The sequence below is a fragment of the Halomonas sp. SpR1 genome, assembly GCF_031010175.1.
Classification (GTDB): Bacteria; Pseudomonadota; Gammaproteobacteria; order Pseudomonadales; family Halomonadaceae; genus Vreelandella.
This window is the reverse complement of record NZ_JAUAMB010000036.1, coordinates 37,820-56,013: the sequence shown is the minus strand read 5'-3', so window position 1 is coordinate 56,013 and position 18,194 is coordinate 37,820. Positions and strand designations below refer to the sequence as shown.

Here is an 18,194-nt window from a genome sequence, read left to right as displayed (position 1 = left end):
GTCGTTGCCAAGTTGAACAACCGCCCCAGAAAACGCTTGGGGTATCGGACACCGGCACAAGTGTTCCTGGGAGAGTATTCAGGGGCGCTGAAAACCGCAGGTGCTGCGCTTAATGTTTGAATTCAGGATTTTAGGTGGATGGCGCTCTTTATGGGCGTCTTGAATCGCCATTGGGTGGAACTCAAAGGCCTCTAAAATCGCCCGCTCGCTTTGTTGGGATTCCCCCTGCATATCGATCCAGATATGGCTGCCAGGCGTGGATTGCCACACTGCCATTAGGCGCTCATCGCCCTCGTGAGTTTCGCCTTCCGGGGTGGTCAAAATAGTTCGAATCATGGTCGTCCTTGAATGTTTCCCTGGTGCTTAACAAGCTCTTTCAACAGGCTGGGCAATACGCACTTGGGCTTTTCCAGAGCGCTTGGCTTCATACATCGCCACATCTGCACGCTTCAGCAGTTCGTTGGCTGTCTCGGCACTAGCGGGCAAATATAGCGCGATGCCGATACTGACACTGACATTTAGCGCTGCGTTACCAGCGGCCATTGGCTCTTGAACTAGCTGAATTAATTTATCAGCCAACTGCTCAATGACCGTAGGCTCACTGCCTTCCAATAGTAAAACAAACTCATCCCCGGCCCAGCGCGCTACATAATCGGTTTCACGGACAGCTTGCACCAGCCGTTTAGCAATCACGCGTAGCAATTCATCGCCCATGGCATGGCCGTGGGTATCGTTAATCGCTTTAAAACCATCCAGATCCATGAACAGCACGGCTAAGGGCTGCTGGGTGCGTCGAGTGCGTGCCATTGCTTCTGGCAAGCGCTCATCTAAGGCTCGCCGGTTGGGCAGTTTGGTCAAAACGTCTTCTCGTGCCTGCTGATCACGCAGTCGTTCAAGCTGCTGACGCTCGGTAATATCGTGGATAAAAAGACTTCGCCGTTCGCGCCCACCAATCATTAGCGCCTTAATACGAATTTCAACAGGCAGTTCAGTACCATCCCGACGTCGAGCCGTAGATGTAATGGCAACACGGTTATTGCTGGAGGGCAATCCGGTGGGGAAAATCAGCTCCGTTATCGTCCTCGCCAGTGCTTCTTTGCGCGGCCAACCAAACATCACCTCTGCTGCTCGGTTCCAGTCTAGAATCACGTCGTGGGTATCAATACTAATATAGGCGTCATAAGCTGACTCGATGACTAAATTGAGCTCATTGGTGCGCCGCTCGATTTGGCACTCCATACTGCGGTGTAATTCATTCAGTTGTTGCTGATATGCCTGGGCATTTTTCTTCTCCAGCACCACCCGCTCACGCAAATGTACTTCCTCTGTTGCTATTGCTGCTAAGTCTTGCAAGGCCGCTAACTCATCCGCGCTAACGACGCGGGGCTTAGTGTCGAGCGCGCAGAGCGATCCCAGTGCCAAGCCTTGCAAAGAGCGTAATGGAATACCCACATAAAAACGGATGCCGTCGGGGGCAGTCACTAAGGGGTTTTGAGAAAAACGGGGATCTTGACTGGCATCCTCAACAATAAATGGCTCTGAGGACATAATGGTATAAGCGCAGAAAGCTACATCACGAGATGTCTCTTGGGTCTCAACGCCAATGCTGGACTTAAACCACTGCCGTTGTGCATCTACCAGCGTCACCGTCGAGATAGGCACGTTTAGCAGCTTGGTCACCAGCCTAGTGATGCGATCAAAAGCAGGCTCATCTGGGGTGTCTAGAAGTGCAAGCTCATAAAGGGCTGCTAATCGCGCATCTTCGTCAGGTGCTATGGGAAAGCTCATTGTCTTATCAACCATGAGGTAGCTGTTATTCCGCTAGCATAACGCGATCAGCTCTTTACTGCTTCAATCTCACTTTTTTCTGGTTAAAAACGCGAGCAGCACACTCGTGAGCGTAGAGGCGATTAACGCCCCGACGAACGGCCCCAGGGTAGGAATACTGCCCGGAAAGCTGGCAGCCACAATCCCTGCTATCAGGTTTCCTTGGCTTAACCACCCCGGGAGAATGGCACCTAGCAAACCAGCAACGCCCCCCCCAATGGCTGCAATTGGCGTCATTCGTTGCCACAGGCCGAGCAGAACAGGCACCACAATAGCGGCACACAGCAAGTCGGCAATCAAAAACAGCCGCAGTACCGACAGCCCCTGCAGGGCAATCACTACCACCGGGATCATCACGATTACCGTCACCCAGCGGGCGGCCACCAGTGAAACGCCCTGTTGTTCGCTGCGTGCGACCACCAGCGAGGCAATACCGTTTTGCAACGTATCAACGCTGGAAGCCACCAAGGTCACTGCCAATACTAAAGCAGGCAGTGAAAGCCAAATAGGGGCATCACTTAGTAAGGCAAAAAATGGCATCGGAGGCTCACCCAAAGACACACCGCTCATGGCAGCCAACACGCCCAAACCGCCAATCACCATAACGACGATTACCGTCATCGTGCCGCCTAACCATGCTCCGCGTCCCAAGCTTTGATCATCTTGAGCAGCCCACACGCGTTGCCAATAGCCTTGGTGGAAAAGATTAGCCGCGGTTACCGCGATCACTAGCGTTAACGCTACGCTGAGCGCACTGGTAACGGGAATGGAAGGAAGCGCAGCCTCAGTGGGAATAGCAGGGAGCCGCCATAGGGCCATGCCGCCCACCGCACATAGTAGTACCAGCAGCAGCCACGCCTGCCAGCGGTCAGTGGCAAGGCTGGCTCGCAGGCCTCCCGCAGCGGTATAAACCAGCGTAGTTAGCGCCACGCCAATAATCACCAGTGCCGGCGGCACATCGGAAAGTAACGCAGTGATTGCCCCAATCGCGGTGAGTTCGGCGGCTAAAAAGCACGCCATATAGGCAATGGATACCAGCGTTACCCAGCGCCTTACACCAGAGCCATAGCAGGCCTCAGCAAACTCGGCGATGCTGCGCCCCTCAGGCAGCGCACGACGAATCTTCGGCCCATACAGCCCCAAGACGATAAACGGCAGCGCAGAGCCAAGCGCATAGCCTGCCAGCGCCAGCGGGCCAACAAAGGCCCCTATTTCAGGGGGCGCAAAGAGAATCCATGCCCCCATGCCGGAGGCAAGGAAGGAGAAACCAAGCGTAGAAGCCGTTTGCGAGTTGCGGGCGGTGACATAGTCGTCAAGTGGGCCATCCACCCAGCGAGCTCGCAGGCCTAGATAAGCAAAGCAGCACAGCGCCGCGCCAAGCACGGCTGACGTCAGGTAAAGCATGTCGCACTTCCTCCGCCGGTACTAACCGGATCAGGTTCCAGGGTCTGCGCAGTGCGCATCTCAGCCCTTTTAAGCAGGGGCTCCCCTGGCGACAGTGAATGTAGGTACGATGTTAAAAGCGGCGTTAAGAACGGTGTCAAAACCGATTCGGGAACTATTCTCAAACAGAATCACAACTTAGTAAAGCTTAAGGTGTGGTGGTCGTATCGGAACGAGGCACGCGCCCCATTAAGTAAAACTCTTCATTCGGTGGTGTACCCGCCAGCGTGACCAAGCGATTCGACAGGCCAAAAAACGCCGCGATGGCGCCTATATCCCAGCAATCCTCTTGGCTAAAGCCTACTTCGAATAAACGGCTTAGCCATTCGTCAGTCATTTCACCCACATCGATAGCGCAATGCATCGCGAAATCGAGCATCACACGGTGGCGCTCGCTAATCGGCGCCACGCGATGGTTGATCGCCACTTGATCAGCGAGCAGCGGGTCTTTACTGTAAATACGCACCAGGGCACCGTGAGCGACAACACAATATAAGCAGCGGTTGCGCGCGCTAGTGGCGACCACAATCATCTCTTTTTCGGCTTTGGTGAGCGTGTCCGACTCACGCTCCATCAACGCATCGTGATAGGCAAAAAAAGCCCGAAACTCAGCGGGGCGATGGGCCAGCATCAGAAACACATTGGGCACAAATCCCGCTTTCTCCTGAACCGCCAAAATGGTACTGCGAATATCTTCCGGCAGAGCATCCAACGTATCAGGCACGTTAAAACGACTTAATGATGCAGACATACTCACCTCTTTATTGTTAAGTTTAAGCATCTGGCAAAAAAGGTTTAGCCGGTGGGTAACAAAAAGCTAAAATAAGGGGCTTTTAATCAGCAAACCAGCTCGCCATACTGAAAATTCGATCTGTAATAAAAACTGCGCGCTACTCTTAATAAACAGTTCGTTCAAAGGGACACTGTCATGAACCAACACGAAGCCAAGGAACATACCCCCGGTCGCCTAAATGAGCTGTTTACTGACCCCTATCGAGCATTTGAAAATGATACCGATGAGCGTCAGCTACACATTCGTATAATGCTGCATATGTTGCTTGCCCGCCCAATGAAACGGGGACAAATGACACTGCGAGTCATTCATGGCTGGGAAAACGGCGGCTTTGAGCCCGAAGACTTACAGCATGTCGACTACTCGCTCGGCGGTGTGCCTGACTTTAAGCGCGTGGTGCAGGATTTTGAACACGCCTCTAAGCACAATACGCCGCTACCTGCCGACAAAAGCGCCATTCTCGCTGCCCCACTCGCCGATGCAATTGCAGATGCCCAAGCCGAGGGCCAAGACCTTACCAACGACATTCGCGAAACCCCCGCACGCTGGCCAGCGTTTGAAGGCGGTTTAGCCCTGTACACGCTGTTTAAAATGTATCACCGTCTTGTTTATGGTGAAGACGACACCTACCGCTGCTCCCAGTGCATGACGCCTTTAGGCATGCGCGAAATACATGAATTTCATCTTGAGGAGGGAGAATTTGCGCTTCTGGTGCCCCCAGCTGATGAATTTATGCATGGGCAGTCACTGCTAGTTTTACACGAAAGCCAGCTTGACCCGATCGAACAGTTGCTGGAAGAGAGCCTGCCACTGTTCGATCACTTTTAAGCCTTGCAGTGTCGATTCATCGGCCCGCTTAAAGCCGGGCCGATGTGGCTAATTCCGGCAGTTAAAGTCGCTTCAACTAGCCAAGCGAGATCGTGCTATTGATACCGCTGGAAACATTTTCTGGTTCGAACCAACGCGCTGTCACGGTTTTTGTTTGTGTCCAGAACGCTATAGCCTGCTTACCGTTAGGCCCTAAATCACCCAGCTTCGAAGCACGTGAGCCGGTGAAGCTGAAATACGCCACGGGTACTGGAATGGGCACGTTGATACCGATTTGACCAACATCAATATCGGTTTCAAAACGGCGCGCGACCCAGCCCGAGTTAGTGAAGATGGAAGTGCCGTTGCCGTTAGGGTTGGCATTGATGAAAGCAATCGCGTCATCCAGCGTTTCAACACTCACCACACACAGCACAGGGCCAAAAATCTCCTCGCGGTAAATAGTCATATCCGCCGTTACATCGGCAAACAGAGTCGGCCCCACAAAGTTACCGTTGGGGTAACCCTCTACCTGAACATTACGCCCATCGACCAACAGTTTGGCGCCCTCTTTTTCACCTGCATCAATTAAACGCAAGACACGATCACGGGCGGCCGGTGACACCAGCGGGCCCAAATCCGCATCTAGCTGCGTGCCCGGGCCGACTTTCATTGCTTGCGCCGCATCGACGATATCGCTCAACCACTCACGCGCCTCGCCCACCAGCACCACCACGGAGTTTGCCATGCAGCGTTGGCCCGCCGCGCCAAATGCAGAGCCCAGCAGGTTGTTAATCGCTTGGCTACGGTTAGCGTCGGGCATCACCACACAGTGGTTCTTGGCACCCATCATCGCCTGCATGCGCTTGCCTGCCGCCGCCGCACGGTTGTAGAGCAGCGACCCCACATGGGTAGAGCCGATGAACGAAAGCGCTTTGATATCCTGATGATCGGCTATTTGGTTGGCCACATCTGGGCCACCATGCACCACATTGAGCACGCCAGCGGGAACACCGGCTTCGTGGGCAAGCTCCACTAAGCGCATGGTGGAGCTGGGATCCTGCTCCGATGGTTTGAGAACAAAGGTATTACCGGTGGCAATCGCCAGCGGGAACATAAAACAGGGCAACATAATGGGGAAGTTAAAGGCGGTAATCCCAGCCCCCACTCCCAACGGTTGGTGCATAGTGTAAACGTCCACCTCGTTAGCGGCATTTTCCGCCAGCTCACCCAACTGGAGTGAAGTAATTGAGCAGGCGTGTTCCACCACCTCCAAACCACGACCCACTTCGCCTTCCGCATCGGGCAGGGTTTTACCGTGTTCTTCAGTAATCAGGGCCGCCAATTCAGCCGTGTTGTCGCGAATCAGTGCCTGCAACTTGAGCATGATGCGCATGCGTTTTCCCAGCGGGACTTTACGCCACTCCTTAAACGCCTCTTTAGAGCTACTGATAGCGCGTTCTACTTCGTCAGCGGTACAGAACGGCACCCTGGCTACCACCTCTTGCGTGGCTGGATTGACCACGTCGCGCCACTCCTGACTTTGCGACTGCACGGGCTGGCCATCGATATACATGGGAATTTCGCGAACGGTCATAGCGTTGCTCCTATTTATGCTTGTGGTTGTTATGGCTGTGGTTGTTATGAATGTGGTTGTTATGGTCGTAAAAACTCGGTTTCTAAAAAGTCTATCGCGTTGAGATAAGAACACAGGGTATAGCAGCAAGTTGACGTAAACGTCAATCAAGTATCACATGAGTAAACAAAATCTACCGCAGGACGTCAATTAGCCTTTCCATTGTGGTGCCACGCTGGCTATGCTTCGGCTAATCAGGGCGCGCGTGTTTAAACACAGGGGATTATCTATGCAGACCTTCAACTGCCGCTGTGGCAATCCGCTGTTCTACGAAAACACTCTCTGCCTTAGCTGCCAGTCGGAGGTCGGCTGGTGCCCGGCTTGCAGTAATATCGTTGCCATCGAGCCCCTGGCTAACGGCGGGTATCGCTGTACCCATCCAGGTTGTGATACGGCGCTAATGAAGTGTCACAACTACGCTGTTGAGAACGTCTGCAATCGCATGGTGGTGATTGAGCATGGCCAAGCGAACACGCTATGCGACTGCTGCCGTTATAACGCCATGATTCCCGACCTAACCATCTATGGTAACCGCGAGCGCTGGGCGGCGCTTGAAGCAGCCAAAAGGCGCCTGTTTCATACCCTTGATCTACTCAAACTACCCCACGGCACCCAAGAGGATGCTATTGCGGTGCCATTAAGTTTTTCGTTTATGGCTGATGCCCTTCCCGACCAAGGGCTATGGCGCACCACTGGCAACCAGAAGAAAGTGTATACCGGCCATGCATCAGGGCATATCACCATTAACATCAAAGAGGCCGACGACGTTGAGCGCGAGCGTTTACGGGTCGATATGAACGAGTCTCACCGCACCTTGATTGGCCACTTCCGCCACGAGATCGGTCACTATTACTGGGACGTTTTGGTTAAGGATCGAGATGAAGAGGCATGTCGCGCAGTATTTGGCAACCATCACCGGCCAAGCTACGCCGAAGCGTTAGAGCGTTACTACCAGCAGGGGGCTCCCAGCGACTGGCCTAACCGCTACATTTCCGCTTATGCCGCCATGCACCCCTGGGAAGATTTTGCCGAAACCTTCGCCTATTACCTGGATATGGTCGCCGTGCTGGATACTGCTCTGCACATGGGTATTAGCCACGTTGAGTACGATGGCAACCTGGAGAGTATGCTGATTGCCTTTCATCAGGTGGGCATGGCGGTGAACGAGCTCAACCGTGACATGGGGCTGCTCGATTTGGCGCCGGGTGTGCTTGCCCCGGCGGTGCGCGAAAAGCTGGCCTACCTGCATGACCTCATTCAGGCCGCCAGCCCGTTAAAAAACGGCTCCTTTACGCCCTAGTCGTTATCGTTGTCCCCCGCATGGCTCTGGCTTTGGGTCTGGCTCTGGGTTTGCGTCACGCGGGGCACGCTTTCGTCATTCACAAAGTAAGTGGCGCTAAGCGTATCGTGAATAGCGGCAAAGCCGATCTGCAGTTCATCTATAAACAGGTGCAGCTTACTGGGTGAATGAGCGAGTGCTTGAATATCGGCATCCACCACATCGGCGCGCACCAGTGAAACGGTCGCCGCCGGGCGGTCTTGCCGGGGCAGTAGCGTCAACTCATGGCCCAATGTTTCGAGGCTGCAAGCAATTGAGCGCGGCAGGTTAGGGTCTTGCAGCAAAAAGCGCAGCACATCCGGCCCGCGCACGCGCAAGCGCACCTGTTGGCGGTACATTTGATAGGCGGTGAGCGACTTGAGCACGCTCATCCACTGCAAGTTCTCAAATGGCAGCAACTCTTCAGGGTTTTGTGGCAATAAGCTGGCAGAGCGCACATCGACAATGCGGGTGGTCATATCGGCCCGCTCCAACTGACGCCCCAGCTCAATAAAGGTACGCGCTGGACCGTGGCTCAAGGTGCCTTCAATGAGGCCTGTCAACGCCTGGCAACCACGGATAACGCTTTTGAGAAAGCTATCGCGACGGCGTGGACTAACGCCGTTTTCGGCATGGTCGGCGACACTCAGATAGAGCTGGTTAACCTCTTCCCAAATCTCCCGGGGCACCACATCCCGAGTAGTTCTCAGGTTCTCGCGGGCACTAGCGAGCGCGGAGATAATCGAAATATCATTGTCGGGGTCGGCGCATAAAAAGTGCACCACGTTGCGCTCATCAAAGTCATCATAACGTGCGGTGAAGGTTTCCAGGCTGCCAGTCATTTCAATAAGCGGCGCCCAACCCAGCGGCAGGCGCCCCGGCAAATCGAGCATAAGGTGACTATTGACGCTCAGTAAGCGTGCGGTATCTTCCGCACGTTCAATATAGCGCGCCATCCAGTAGAGGTTCTCTGCAACGCGTGACAGCATGGCGTTAGGCTCCTTTCACCGCGGCCACTGCCGCCTTATCGTCGGTTTCGACAATCCAGGTATCTTTACTGCCGCCGCCTTGAGAGGAGTTCACCACCAGCGATCCCTCGATCAATGCCACCCGGGTAAGCCCGCCAGTGGTGACATGTATTTCAGGCCCAGAGAGTATGAAGGGGCGTAAATCCACATGGCGTGGCTGCGGTAAACCATTCGCCAGCGTAGGCGTCGTCGACAGCGCCAGGGTGGGCTGCGCCATATAGTTGCGCGGGTTCGCCTTAATCAAGCGGGCGAACTCTTCCCGGGTCTCTTTGGTTGAACGCGGGCCAATCAGCATGCCGTAGCCTCCCGATTCGTTGGCCGGCTTCACCACCAATTCATCCAAGTGGTCGAGCACGTAACGGCGATCGTCTTCGAACATGCACAGATAGCTGGGCACGTTAGGTAGCAGGGGCTCCTGGTCGAGGTAATAGCGAATCAGCGCGGGCACAAAGGCATAAACGACCTTGTCATCCGCCACGCCAGCACCCGGGGCATTGGCCAGCGCGACTTTGCCAGCACGCCAAGCACGCATCAGGCCCGCCACCCCTAGCATGGAGTCAGGATTAAACGCTTCCGGGTCGAGAAACTCGTCATCCACGCGACGGTAGATAACGTCGACTCGGCGCAGGCCTTCCACGGTGCGCATGTACACCACATCATTGTCATCGACTAGCAGATCGCTACCCTGCACCAGCTCGACGCCCATTTGCTGGGCAAGGTAGGCGTGCTCGAAGTAGGCAGAGTTATAGATTCCAGGGGTCAGCACCACCACCTGGGGGTCATCGCCAGGGCGTGGTGACATCGCAGCGAGCATGTCATAGAGATTGGCCACATAGTCATCGACGGGGAGTATCTTGCCTGTGGCAAACAGCTCCGGCAGTACCCGCTTGGTGACGTTGCGGTTTTCCAACATATAGGAGACGCCGGAAGGAATGCGTAAGTTGTCCTCCAACACATACAGCGTGCCATCGCCATCGCGCACCAGGTCTGAACCGCAAACGTGGGCCCATACCCCGTGGGGCGGGTTAATGCCGACACACTGGGGGCGGAAATTAACCGACTGCGCCAGCACCTCGGCGGGTAACACCTTATCCTTAATGACTTTTTGGTCGTGGTAGAGGTCATCAATAAATAGGTTTAGCGCCTGCACGCGCTGTTTGAGGCCTGCCTCGGTTTTACGCCACTCGCTGGCAGGAATAATCCGCGGCACAATATCAAAGGGCCAAGCGCGATCAATCATCGCGCCTTCAGAGTAGACAGTAAACGTAATCCCCATGGTACGAATGGCGATCTCCGCCGCGGTTTTCCGCTCGGCTAACTCTTCTGCGCTAAACCTTGCCAACATGTTGCACAATTCACCCGCTGAATCGCGTGGCTGACCGGGTGCGGCCATCAGCTCATCGTAGTAATCACGACACGCATAGTTATTCCAATTCACTTGGCTCATGGGCGCTCTCCTGGCGCTGGGGGGGGAAGCGGCAACTTCCTCATTGCTCAGTTTAGGCCTGCCGCGCGCAAAACAATCAAACAATTGAGAGCAAAATGCGTACCATCTTTTGCGATATTTCAACGTTTGCTTACTTAAACGCTACTTGACAGGGAGAACGAGCCAATTAAAGCGACTTTATGCTCTATAACAGTGCACATAGACAGTGTCATTTTGGTGCATTAAGCGATTTCCACTTTAGTTAAACGTCTTAGTTAAGATAGCGGCTGCAAAAAAGTAAAAGTGGAACGATACTTGCGAAACGTTCGGTTATTCCTTAACCCAACCGACCAACCGGTTAATAACGGTTCTTTTGAGGGTGGCCCATGACCATTCGCGTTGCCTTGTATCATCGTACGACTTACCACTTTGACCGTCCGGTGCGTCTTTCGCCCCATGTTATTCGGCTACGCCCGGCGCCCCACTGCCGTACGCATATCGAGGCGTACTCGCTTAAACTCTCTGGCGACGACCACTTTCTAAACTGGCAACAGGATCCGTTTGGCAACTTTAATGCCCGCGTGGTATTCCCCGAACCGCGTAAAGAGTTAACCATTGCTGTCGAACTCATCGCCCCAATGACGGTAATCAACCCTTTCGATTTCTTTTTGGACGACATTGCGCAAAAGATTCCCTTTGCTTATCCAGAAGCGTTGCGCCAGGAACTCAGCCCCTACCTTGAAATAACCGAGTCAGGGCCACGCTTGATGGAGTGGCTCAAGGCCGTCCCCAGCGAACCGACCACCACCGTCGATTTCCTGGTCGCGCTTAATCAACGCCTGCAGGAGGATATTGGTTATCTGGTTCGCATGGAGCCCGGTGTACAGAGCTGCGAAGAAACCTTAACGTTCGCCAGCGGCTCCTGCCGCGACAGCGCCTGGCTGCTGGTGCAAATTTTCCGCCATCTGGGCCTCGCCGCACGTTTTGTGTCCGGCTACCTCATTCAGCTCAAGTCCGATGTCAAAGCGTTGGATGGCCCCAGCGGCAGCGAGGTGGACTTCACCGACCTGCACGCCTGGACAGAAGTTTTCCTGCCCGGCGCTGGCTGGGTAGGTCTCGACCCCACTTCAGGGCTGTTCGCCGGCGAAGGCCACATACCCCTCGCCGCCACCCCGACGACCGGCAGTGCGGCGGCGATTACTGGGTTTTCGGATAAGTGTGAAGTCACTTTCGATGTCACCATGGAAGTGGAGCGCATCCACGAAGACCCGCGGGTCACCAAGCCCTATAGCGATGAGCAGTGGCAGCGTATCTGCGCGCTGGGTGACGCAGTGGATGCCGAGCTGCTGCACGAAGATGTGCGCCTAACCATGGGGGGCGAACCCACCTTTGTATCGGTCGACGATATGGAGAGCCCGCAGTGGAATACCGAAGCATTGGGCGAGCACAAGCGCGAACGCGCCGAGGCACTGCTGACGCGGCTACAAGCCGCTTATGCGCCCGGCAGCGCTATTCAACAGCAGCAAGGCAAGTGGTACCCCGGCGAACCACTGCCCCGCTGGGCACTGGCCTGCTACTGGCGTAAAGACGGCGTACCGCTATGGCGAGATCCAAAATGGCTGGCCTGCATGGAAGGTGCGCCCGAGATAGACGTCGACAGTGCCATGGCACAACGCTTCACCAAGGCCCTTAGCGAACGCTTGGGCGTGGCCGAACGCTACTGGATACCGGCGTTCGAGGATGCCTACTACTACCTTTGGAAAGAGCAGTCATTGCCGGTCACTGTTGACCCACGGGAAGCCAATCTCAAAGATGACGCCGAGCGTCATCGGCTAGCCCGTTTATTGGAACAAGGCCTGGATGAAGTCGTGGGCTACGCCTTGCCACTGCGCCACTCCATCAGCCAGGCCCACCGCTGGGAAAGCGGCCGTTGGCCGCTCAAGCGTGAACACCTGTTCCTGGTGCCCGGCGACTCGCCCATGGGGCTGCGCTTACCGCTTTCGGCACTGCCGTGGGCTGACCCAGAGGAGCAGCCCCAACCGGAATCGTTGTTCGCGCCCCGCCCTGAATTGGGCGATATCCACGGTGAAGTTGCTCGTCGCAACGCCGAACAGCACCACCTCAGCGATGCCGAACGCTTGGGCCGAACCAGCCACCCAAGCCCCTCTCACCCTGAGGGCGAAGCGGTTCAGCAGCAGCCGCGAGCAGAAATCGACACTGAAAGTGGTGTTATTCACACCAGCCTATGTGTGGAGCCACGGGATGGTCGCCTGCATATTTTCCTGCCGCCGCTGACCCACTTAGAACACTACCTAGACCTGCTAAGCACCGTTGAGGAGTGCGCCAAGGAGCTCGCTTGCCCGGTGATGGTGGAGGGTTATTCGCCCCCTCGTGACCCTCGCCTGGAAAACTTTATGATCACCCCCGACCCGGGCGTGATCGAAGTGAACATTATGCCCGCCGCCAGTTGGCAAACCCTGGTGGCACAAACCGAACGGCTGTATGCCGAGGCCCGGGAAACCCGTCTGGGCACCGAAAAATTTATGCTCGACGGCCGCCACACCGGCACCGGCGGTGGTAACCATGTCACCCTTGGCGGCTTGACGCCTGAGGACTCGCCGTTTTTGCGCCGTCCGGATCTGCTCGCCAGCTTAGTCACCTACTGGCAGCACCACCCCAGCCTCTCTTACCTGTTTTCAGGTCTGTTTATTGGCCCCACCAGCCAAGCCCCACGGGTGGATGAGGCGCGCCATGAAGCGCTCTATGAGCTGGAGATTGCCCTGCAGCAAATGCCCGAGGGCGAGGTGGTACAGCCCTGGCTGGTGGATCGCTTACTGCGCCACCTGCTAACCGACTTGACCGGCAATACCCACCGCGCCGAATTCTGTATCGACAAACTCTACTCGCCAGATAGCGACAGCGGACGACTAGGGTTGCTGGAACTACGCGGCTTTGAGATGCCGCCCCACGCCCGCATGGGGTTGATGCAGATGCTGTTGATCCGCGCCCTTGTTGCACGCTGCTGGAAAACGCCCTACCGGGCCAAGCCAGTGCGTTGGGGCAGCGCGTTACAGGATCGCTGGATGCTGCCCCACTACCTTTGGCATGACCTTGACGATGTGTTAAGTGACTTGCGCCAACACGGCTTCGATTTTGACCTGGAATGGTTCGCCCCCTTCCTGGAGTTCCGCTTCCCGCTGCATGGTCGCTTGCACACCCCGATGCTGGATATCGAGCTGCGCCAGGCTATCGAGCCCTGGCATGTGTTGGGTGAAGAGGCCTCCGCTGGCGGCACCGCCCGCTACGTCGATTCGTCGGTTGAGCGCCTGGAAGTCAAAGTCAGCGGCATGAGCGGCGACCGATATGTGGTGACCTGCAACGGTCGTCGGGTACCCCTTTCTGCCACCGGCAGAAACGGCGAAGCGGTGGCCGGGGTGCGCTATCGCGCTTGGCAGCCACCTTCTGCGCTGCATCCGCAAATTCCCATTCACGCACCGCTGGTGTTTGATGTCATCGACACCTGGAACCAACGCTCAGTGGCGGGCTGTACCTACTACGTGGTGCACCCCACAGGGCGTAATTTCGACACCTTCCCGGTCAATGCGTTTGAAGCCGAAGCGCGCCGCCTGGGGCGTTTTAGTGACAGCGGCCATCGCCACGGTCATCAGGTGCCCAAACTGGAAACCCCCAGTCTGGAACTGCCGCAAACCCTCGACCTGCGTTGGACGCCCAGTTAATGTTTTTTAACAAAGCTAACGCTTTTCTCTTAGCGCCCAGTACAGGATAATCCGCCTCTTACCTCTCAGGATTACAAGGATAATGACGGCCCCTGTCTCTCCCTCCCTTCTCGCGCCCGTGGCTAACGGGCTCGTTGAGGATTACTTACATCAGCTAGGCAAGGGACAGCCCGGCACGTTTGACTCCATGCTCGATGGTCAGGGGCAGTTGCGCCCCGGTTGGCAGAGCTTACTCGGCTCATTGGAGGGCCTGGGCCCTACAGGACGCTTGCAGCAGCATGAAGAAATACAGCGTCTGCTGGCTGAGAACGGCGTGATTTTTAATATGCACGATGACACCCAGGGGCGTTCGTGGCGGCTTGACCCATTGCCCTGGGTGATTGATGAAGTTCAGTGGCAGACATTGGAAGTGGGGCTAATCCAGCGCAGTCGCCTGTTGAGTGCCCTTTATGCTGATATTTATGGGCCCAAAACGCTCTTTGAAGCGGGGCTATTACCAAGCCAAGCGTTACTTGCATCACCGCACTTGCTGTTGCCTTGCCACCAGTCACTACCCAATGACCGCGCAGCGATCAACTTCCACGGTGTGGATGTCATTCTGGATACAAAAGGCCAGTGGCGGGTGATGGCAGATCGCTTACAGGCGCCGTCAGGTACCGGTTTTGCGCTTGAAAACCGCATACTGATGGCCCGCGCCCTGCCGGATATGTACCGCAATGCACCGTTAAAGCGGCTAGCGGGATTTCTAGACCTGCACCACCGTACTCTGATCGCCATGGCCTACCAGCATCGCGACAACCCCACGCTTATCCTATTGACGCCGGGGCCAGGGAGCCCACGCTATTTTGAGCACGCCTACCTGGCCAACTATCTCAATATTGCGCTGGTAGAAGGCCAGGATTTAGTCGTGCGCGATACCCAGGTATGGCTGCGCACGCTAGGCGGCTTACAGCCGGTGGATGTGGTGCTGCGCCACTGCGACGATGCTTACTGCGACCCACTGGAACTGCGCGGTGATTCACAGCTTGGCGTACCGGGGCTATTGCAAGCCATGCGCGCAGGCGGCGTGGCGCTATCCAACGCCTTGGGGGTGGGCATTTTGGAAGCCCCCGTATTAGCCGATTACTTACCGATGCTGTGCGAACACCTGCTGGGTGAAACCCTGCTGTTGCCCAACGCCGATACCACGACGGTGTCCGCTACCGCACCGGTTTTTGATAGCCACCTACAGCGGCTAGAGCCCACCACGCTAAACCTACGCTGCTTTATAACCCGCACGCCAGCCAGCGCCATCCACAGCAACGCTAAAGCCAAAAATAGTGAAGCAAGTGAGTACCAAGTGATGCCCGGCGGTTTAGCCTGGGTGGGAGAACCGGGTTTGCCATCCATGAGCAGCACTATCGTCAAAGATGTGTGGGTTACCGCCGCCTCTCCACAGCCTCATGTTAGCCAGCTGCGCCAGGCCCGCGGCCCGGTGGTGGCCACCCGTGACGGCACTGACCTCCCCAGCCGGGTAGCCGAAAGTCTATTTTGGTTAGGCCGCTACGGCGAGCGCTTAGATACCCGCGCGCGCCTGCTGCGTGAAGCGCTGCTCAGGCTGATGGAGTACGACCAGGATGAAATCGCCGACCAGCTACTCGATGAACTGCTGCTAGCGCTGGATATCACTACACTAAACGAAGAGGACGAGCAGCGGCTTCAGGCGCCCCTGATTGGCTTTGAGCTCAAGCGCGCCGCACTGCTGGCCCAATTTGATGATGTGGATCCCCAAGCACTGCAGCCGCTGTTTGCCCAGCTAATGCGCAATGCGCGCAGCGTGCGCGACCACTTAGGCGACGACTCCTGGCGGGTAGTGCACCAGTTGCGTCAGCGCATAGCCACCTTTAATCCCAGTTTAGGGGCCAGCGCTGCAAGGCGCGCCTGCGAAGGGCTGTCTGCCCAGTTAGCCGCCTTCTTCGGGCTGTGCAACGAAACCATGCCCCACCACTACGGCTGGCGGTTTATGGATATCGGCCGTTTTTTGGATCGCGTGCTGGGGCTGCTCTCGCTGCTTAAGCTCACCCTCGATGCGCCCCACACGCCGGGGTTAGCGCTTTGGGAAGTTGTGCTCGCCACTACCGATAACTTTACCGCCTACCGGCGTCGCTATCGCAGCGAGCTTCATCCAGCGGCGATCCTCGACCTACTGCTGTTCGATGAAACCAACCCACGCTCGGTGGGTTATATGCTCAAACGCATTGAGCGCCAGATGGATCGCCTGCCCGGTAGCGCCTCGCCCTACCGCAACGCTGAGCGACGGCTATTGATTCAAGCCAATGCGGCGCTGCACCTGGCCGATATTGATCGCTTAAGCCACTTGGCCGAGACGCCGGAGGCGCAAGAGGCCCTGGCGCAACTGCTGGATGCCCTGATTGAACCCTTGAGCGCGCTTTGTGAAGCCATTAGCCAGAGCCATTTCAGCCACGTGGAGCGGCCGCGCCAGTTAGTCAGCATGGAGCTCGATGCATGAACTACACGCTGCGCCATACCACCCGCTACCACTACAGCGCCCCAGTGACACTGTGCCATAGCGAAGCGAGGATGCTACCGCGTAAAACGCCACACCAGCAGTGTGGCGCTTCAGAGCTGCAGATCAGCCCCGCACCCCAGGTGCAGATGGAGCGCCGCGACGTATTTGGCAATCGAGTGCTCTATTTCGCCATGGAGGAGGTTCATAAGACGCTGGATGTCACAGTGATCACGCCACTAAGCACGCAACCCTTATCAGCGTTGCCGCATGCTTCCTCAGCGTGGGAAAACGTTGCTCAGCAACTTAGTCAGACCAATAGCTTTGACCTTCAGCTCTACCGGCTCGACTCCCCGTTTATTCGCCGTAACGATGAATTAGTGACCTTTGCTCACAGTTGCTTCACCCCAGGCAGGCCAATAGTGGAGGCAGCGCTCGCGCTTAATGCGCTTATTCATCAAACCTTTGAGTATGACCCTAGCTTTACCACACTGGCGACACCGCTGAGCGAGGTGCTCGCCAACCGGCGCGGCGTGTGTCAGGACTTCGCCCATCTGGCGATTGGCGCATTGCGCTCAGTGGGTCTCGCCGCTCGTTATGTCAGCGGCTACCTGGAAACCCAGCCACCGCCTGGGCAGCCACGCCTAATAGGCGCAGATGCTTCCCATGCCTGGCTGGCAACCTGGATTCCCGAATTGGGCTGGCTGGCCCTTGACCCCACCAACGGAACCGTGGCTGGCGAGCAGCATCCGGTGTTGGCCTGGGGGCGGGATTACGCTGATGTCGCCCCGCTTAAAGGCGTTATGAACGGCGGCGGCGAGCACCGCCTTGAAGTCGAGGTCGATGTGATGCCATTGGCAGGTTGATGCTTGCCCACTGGACACTAGGCCGACTCGTAAGCAGCCTTGAGACGATAAAACTCTTCGACAATAGCGGCCATTTCATCGGCGTCGTAGTCGCAGAGCCCGCTAACTACCAGCTTCTTAGATCCAACGCCCACCGCTTCCCCTGCGGATTCAATTGAGAACTCCAGCAGCGCATCGGCGCGTTTACCGTGAACCTCTAGCGAAGAGTGGTTCAGCGTCAAACCAGGCGAAAAGCCATCCAAACGCTCGAGTGAAAACCCCATGCTATCGTAGATCACCAATGGGCGTTTAGGGTTAAACATGACCCCGTGCTCTTCCATCAGTGGCTTGAGATAGTGTGGAAAATTCTTGCCTGAAAACGCCACATAGCAACGCGCAAAGGCTTCCACTACCGCAGGGTCGTGGGTAATGTCGCCACTACGCACCACCTGCAAGTAACATTTACCGCTCTCATCGCAGATGTGAAGAGTGCCGTCGTCTGCTTCGCTAAACTTTAGCGGCGTGTCAGCGCCCACCATGTTGGTGAAACGAAATTCCATTTGCCGCGACAACCCAAACTTTGTGAGTATCAGTACAAACAGTAGATCACCGGGCACACAAAAGCGCCGTGCATCCGGGTTATGAATAGGGTTGTAGTCACCCGCCACGCCTTTGGCGAAGCGGCTGGCCTGCTCTGCAGAGATCACTACATACTCTCCGCGCTGCGCGTAAAAATCCTTGAACATGGCGTTTGTTGCCTGCCTAGCGTTGAAATCGAAAACCCATCACTGCCCAACGCCGCGCATAATGCCATAAAACACGCCCCGA

General features: G+C 56.2%; 13 protein-coding genes and 1 riboswitch. Of the genes, 5 read left to right on the top strand and 8 right to left on the bottom strand.

From position 1 onward, the window contains the following. Positions 1-78 precede the first annotated feature (78 nt). The 4 genes from QT231_RS19900 to QT231_RS19885 all read right to left on the bottom strand — a co-directional run bounded on the left by QT231_RS19900 (position 79) and on the right by QT231_RS19885 (position 4,021). Complete coding sequence (locus QT231_RS19900) at positions 79-336, bottom strand: hypothetical protein (protein WP_308338557.1); 258 nt, start codon at positions 334-336, stop codon at positions 79-81. 27 nt (positions 337-363) lie between these two features. Next, positions 364-1,788 carry a diguanylate cyclase domain-containing protein gene (locus QT231_RS19895; protein ID WP_308338556.1) on the bottom strand — a complete coding sequence of 475 codons (1,425 nt, stop codon included), beginning with the start codon at positions 1,786-1,788 and terminating at the stop codon, positions 364-366. Between the two features lie 69 nt (positions 1,789-1,857). Beyond that, complete coding sequence (locus QT231_RS19890) at positions 1,858-3,231, bottom strand: sodium:solute symporter (RefSeq protein ID WP_308338555.1); 1,374 nt, start codon at positions 3,229-3,231, stop codon at positions 1,858-1,860. After that, a riboswitch (TPP riboswitch) is annotated at positions 3,221-3,328 on the bottom strand. (Overlaps the previous gene by 11 nt.) 90 nt (positions 3,329-3,418) lie before the next feature. Beyond that, positions 3,419-4,021 carry a peroxidase-related enzyme gene (locus tag QT231_RS19885; RefSeq protein WP_308338554.1) on the bottom strand — a complete coding sequence of 201 codons (603 nt, stop codon included), beginning with the start codon at positions 4,019-4,021 and terminating at the stop codon, positions 3,419-3,421. 177 nt (positions 4,022-4,198) lie between these two features. On the opposite strand from QT231_RS19885, the gene QT231_RS19880 reads away from it, so the two are divergent. Beyond that, positions 4,199-4,891, top strand: coding sequence for a hypothetical protein (locus QT231_RS19880; RefSeq protein ID WP_308338553.1), 693 nt, complete (start codon positions 4,199-4,201; stop codon positions 4,889-4,891). Positions 4,892-4,967: 76 nt separating this feature from the next. Here the strand turns inward: QT231_RS19880 and QT231_RS19875 are convergent, their stop codons facing one another. Next, positions 4,968-6,467 carry a CoA-acylating methylmalonate-semialdehyde dehydrogenase gene (locus QT231_RS19875; protein WP_308338552.1) on the bottom strand — a complete coding sequence of 500 codons (1,500 nt, stop codon included), beginning with the start codon at positions 6,465-6,467 and terminating at the stop codon, positions 4,968-4,970. 268 nt (positions 6,468-6,735) lie between these two features. On the opposite strand from QT231_RS19875, the gene QT231_RS19870 reads away from it, so the two are divergent. After that, a complete protein-coding gene (locus tag QT231_RS19870) occupies positions 6,736-7,806 on the top strand; it encodes a putative zinc-binding metallopeptidase (RefSeq protein WP_308338551.1) in 1,071 nt (356 codons plus the stop codon). Here the strand turns inward: QT231_RS19870 and QT231_RS19865 are convergent. Both QT231_RS19865 and QT231_RS19860 read right to left on the bottom strand, forming a co-directional pair. Next, the gene (locus QT231_RS19865; RefSeq protein WP_308338550.1) at positions 7,803-8,813 is read right to left on the bottom strand and encodes an alpha-E domain-containing protein; all 1,011 of its coding nucleotides are present in this window, start codon (positions 8,811-8,813) and stop codon (positions 7,803-7,805) included. The genes QT231_RS19870 and QT231_RS19865 overlap by 4 nt on opposite strands. A 4-nt stretch (positions 8,814-8,817) precedes the next feature. Next, positions 8,818-10,299 (bottom strand): circularly permuted type 2 ATP-grasp protein, encoded by a 1,482-nt coding sequence (locus QT231_RS19860; protein ID WP_308338549.1) that lies wholly within the window; start codon positions 10,297-10,299, stop codon positions 8,818-8,820. A gap of 365 nt (positions 10,300-10,664) precedes the next feature. On the opposite strand from QT231_RS19860, the gene QT231_RS19855 reads away from it, so the two are divergent. The 3 genes from QT231_RS19855 (at position 10,665) to QT231_RS19845 (ending at position 17,387) form a co-directional block, all read left to right on the top strand. Beyond that, a complete protein-coding gene (locus tag QT231_RS19855; RefSeq protein WP_308338548.1) occupies positions 10,665-14,015 on the top strand; it encodes a transglutaminase family protein in 3,351 nt (1,116 codons plus the stop codon). An 82-nt stretch (positions 14,016-14,097) separates the two neighbouring features. Then, complete coding sequence (locus QT231_RS19850) at positions 14,098-16,524, top strand: circularly permuted type 2 ATP-grasp protein (protein ID WP_308338546.1); 2,427 nt, start codon at positions 14,098-14,100, stop codon at positions 16,522-16,524. After that, a complete protein-coding gene (locus QT231_RS19845; protein WP_308338545.1) occupies positions 16,521-17,387 on the top strand; it encodes a transglutaminase family protein in 867 nt (288 codons plus the stop codon). Before QT231_RS19850 ends, QT231_RS19845 begins: the two co-directional genes overlap by 4 nt. A gap of 17 nt (positions 17,388-17,404) precedes the next feature. On the opposite strand, the gene QT231_RS19840 is transcribed toward QT231_RS19845, so the two are convergent. Then, positions 17,405-18,112 (bottom strand): DUF3581 family protein, encoded by a 708-nt coding sequence (locus QT231_RS19840; RefSeq protein ID WP_308338544.1) that lies wholly within the window; start codon positions 18,110-18,112, stop codon positions 17,405-17,407. Positions 18,113-18,194 lie beyond the last annotated feature (82 nt).

What these genes read in the sequence shown, in the direction of transcription:
- QT231_RS19865 (WP_308338550.1), bottom strand. Translation starts at nt 8,813, where the DNA reads ATGCTGTCACGCGTTGCAGAGAACCTCTACTGGATGGCGCGCTATATT.
- QT231_RS19885 (WP_308338554.1), bottom strand. Translation starts at nt 4,021, where the DNA reads ATGTCTGCATCATTAAGTCGTTTTAACGTGCCTGATACGTTGGATGCT.
- QT231_RS19855 (WP_308338548.1), top strand. Translation starts at nt 10,665, where the DNA reads ATGACCATTCGCGTTGCCTTGTATCATCGTACGACTTACCACTTTGAC.
- QT231_RS19860 (WP_308338549.1), bottom strand. Translation starts at nt 10,299, where the DNA reads ATGAGCCAAGTGAATTGGAATAACTATGCGTGTCGTGATTACTACGAT.
- QT231_RS19900 (WP_308338557.1), bottom strand. Translation starts at nt 336, where the DNA reads ATGATTCGAACTATTTTGACCACCCCGGAAGGCGAAACTCACGAGGGC.
- QT231_RS19840 (WP_308338544.1), bottom strand. Translation starts at nt 18,112, where the DNA reads ATGTTCAAGGATTTTTACGCGCAGCGCGGAGAGTATGTAGTGATCTCT.
- QT231_RS19895 (WP_308338556.1), bottom strand. Translation starts at nt 1,788, where the DNA reads ATGAGCTTTCCCATAGCACCTGACGAAGATGCGCGATTAGCAGCCCTT.
- QT231_RS19850 (WP_308338546.1), top strand. Translation starts at nt 14,098, where the DNA reads ATGACGGCCCCTGTCTCTCCCTCCCTTCTCGCGCCCGTGGCTAACGGG.
- QT231_RS19870 (WP_308338551.1), top strand. Translation starts at nt 6,736, where the DNA reads ATGCAGACCTTCAACTGCCGCTGTGGCAATCCGCTGTTCTACGAAAAC.
- QT231_RS19890 (WP_308338555.1), bottom strand. Translation starts at nt 3,231, where the DNA reads ATGCTTTACCTGACGTCAGCCGTGCTTGGCGCGGCGCTGTGCTGCTTT.
- QT231_RS19875 (WP_308338552.1), bottom strand. Translation starts at nt 6,467, where the DNA reads ATGACCGTTCGCGAAATTCCCATGTATATCGATGGCCAGCCCGTGCAG.
- QT231_RS19845 (WP_308338545.1), top strand. Translation starts at nt 16,521, where the DNA reads ATGAACTACACGCTGCGCCATACCACCCGCTACCACTACAGCGCCCCA.
- QT231_RS19880 (WP_308338553.1), top strand. Translation starts at nt 4,199, where the DNA reads ATGAACCAACACGAAGCCAAGGAACATACCCCCGGTCGCCTAAATGAG.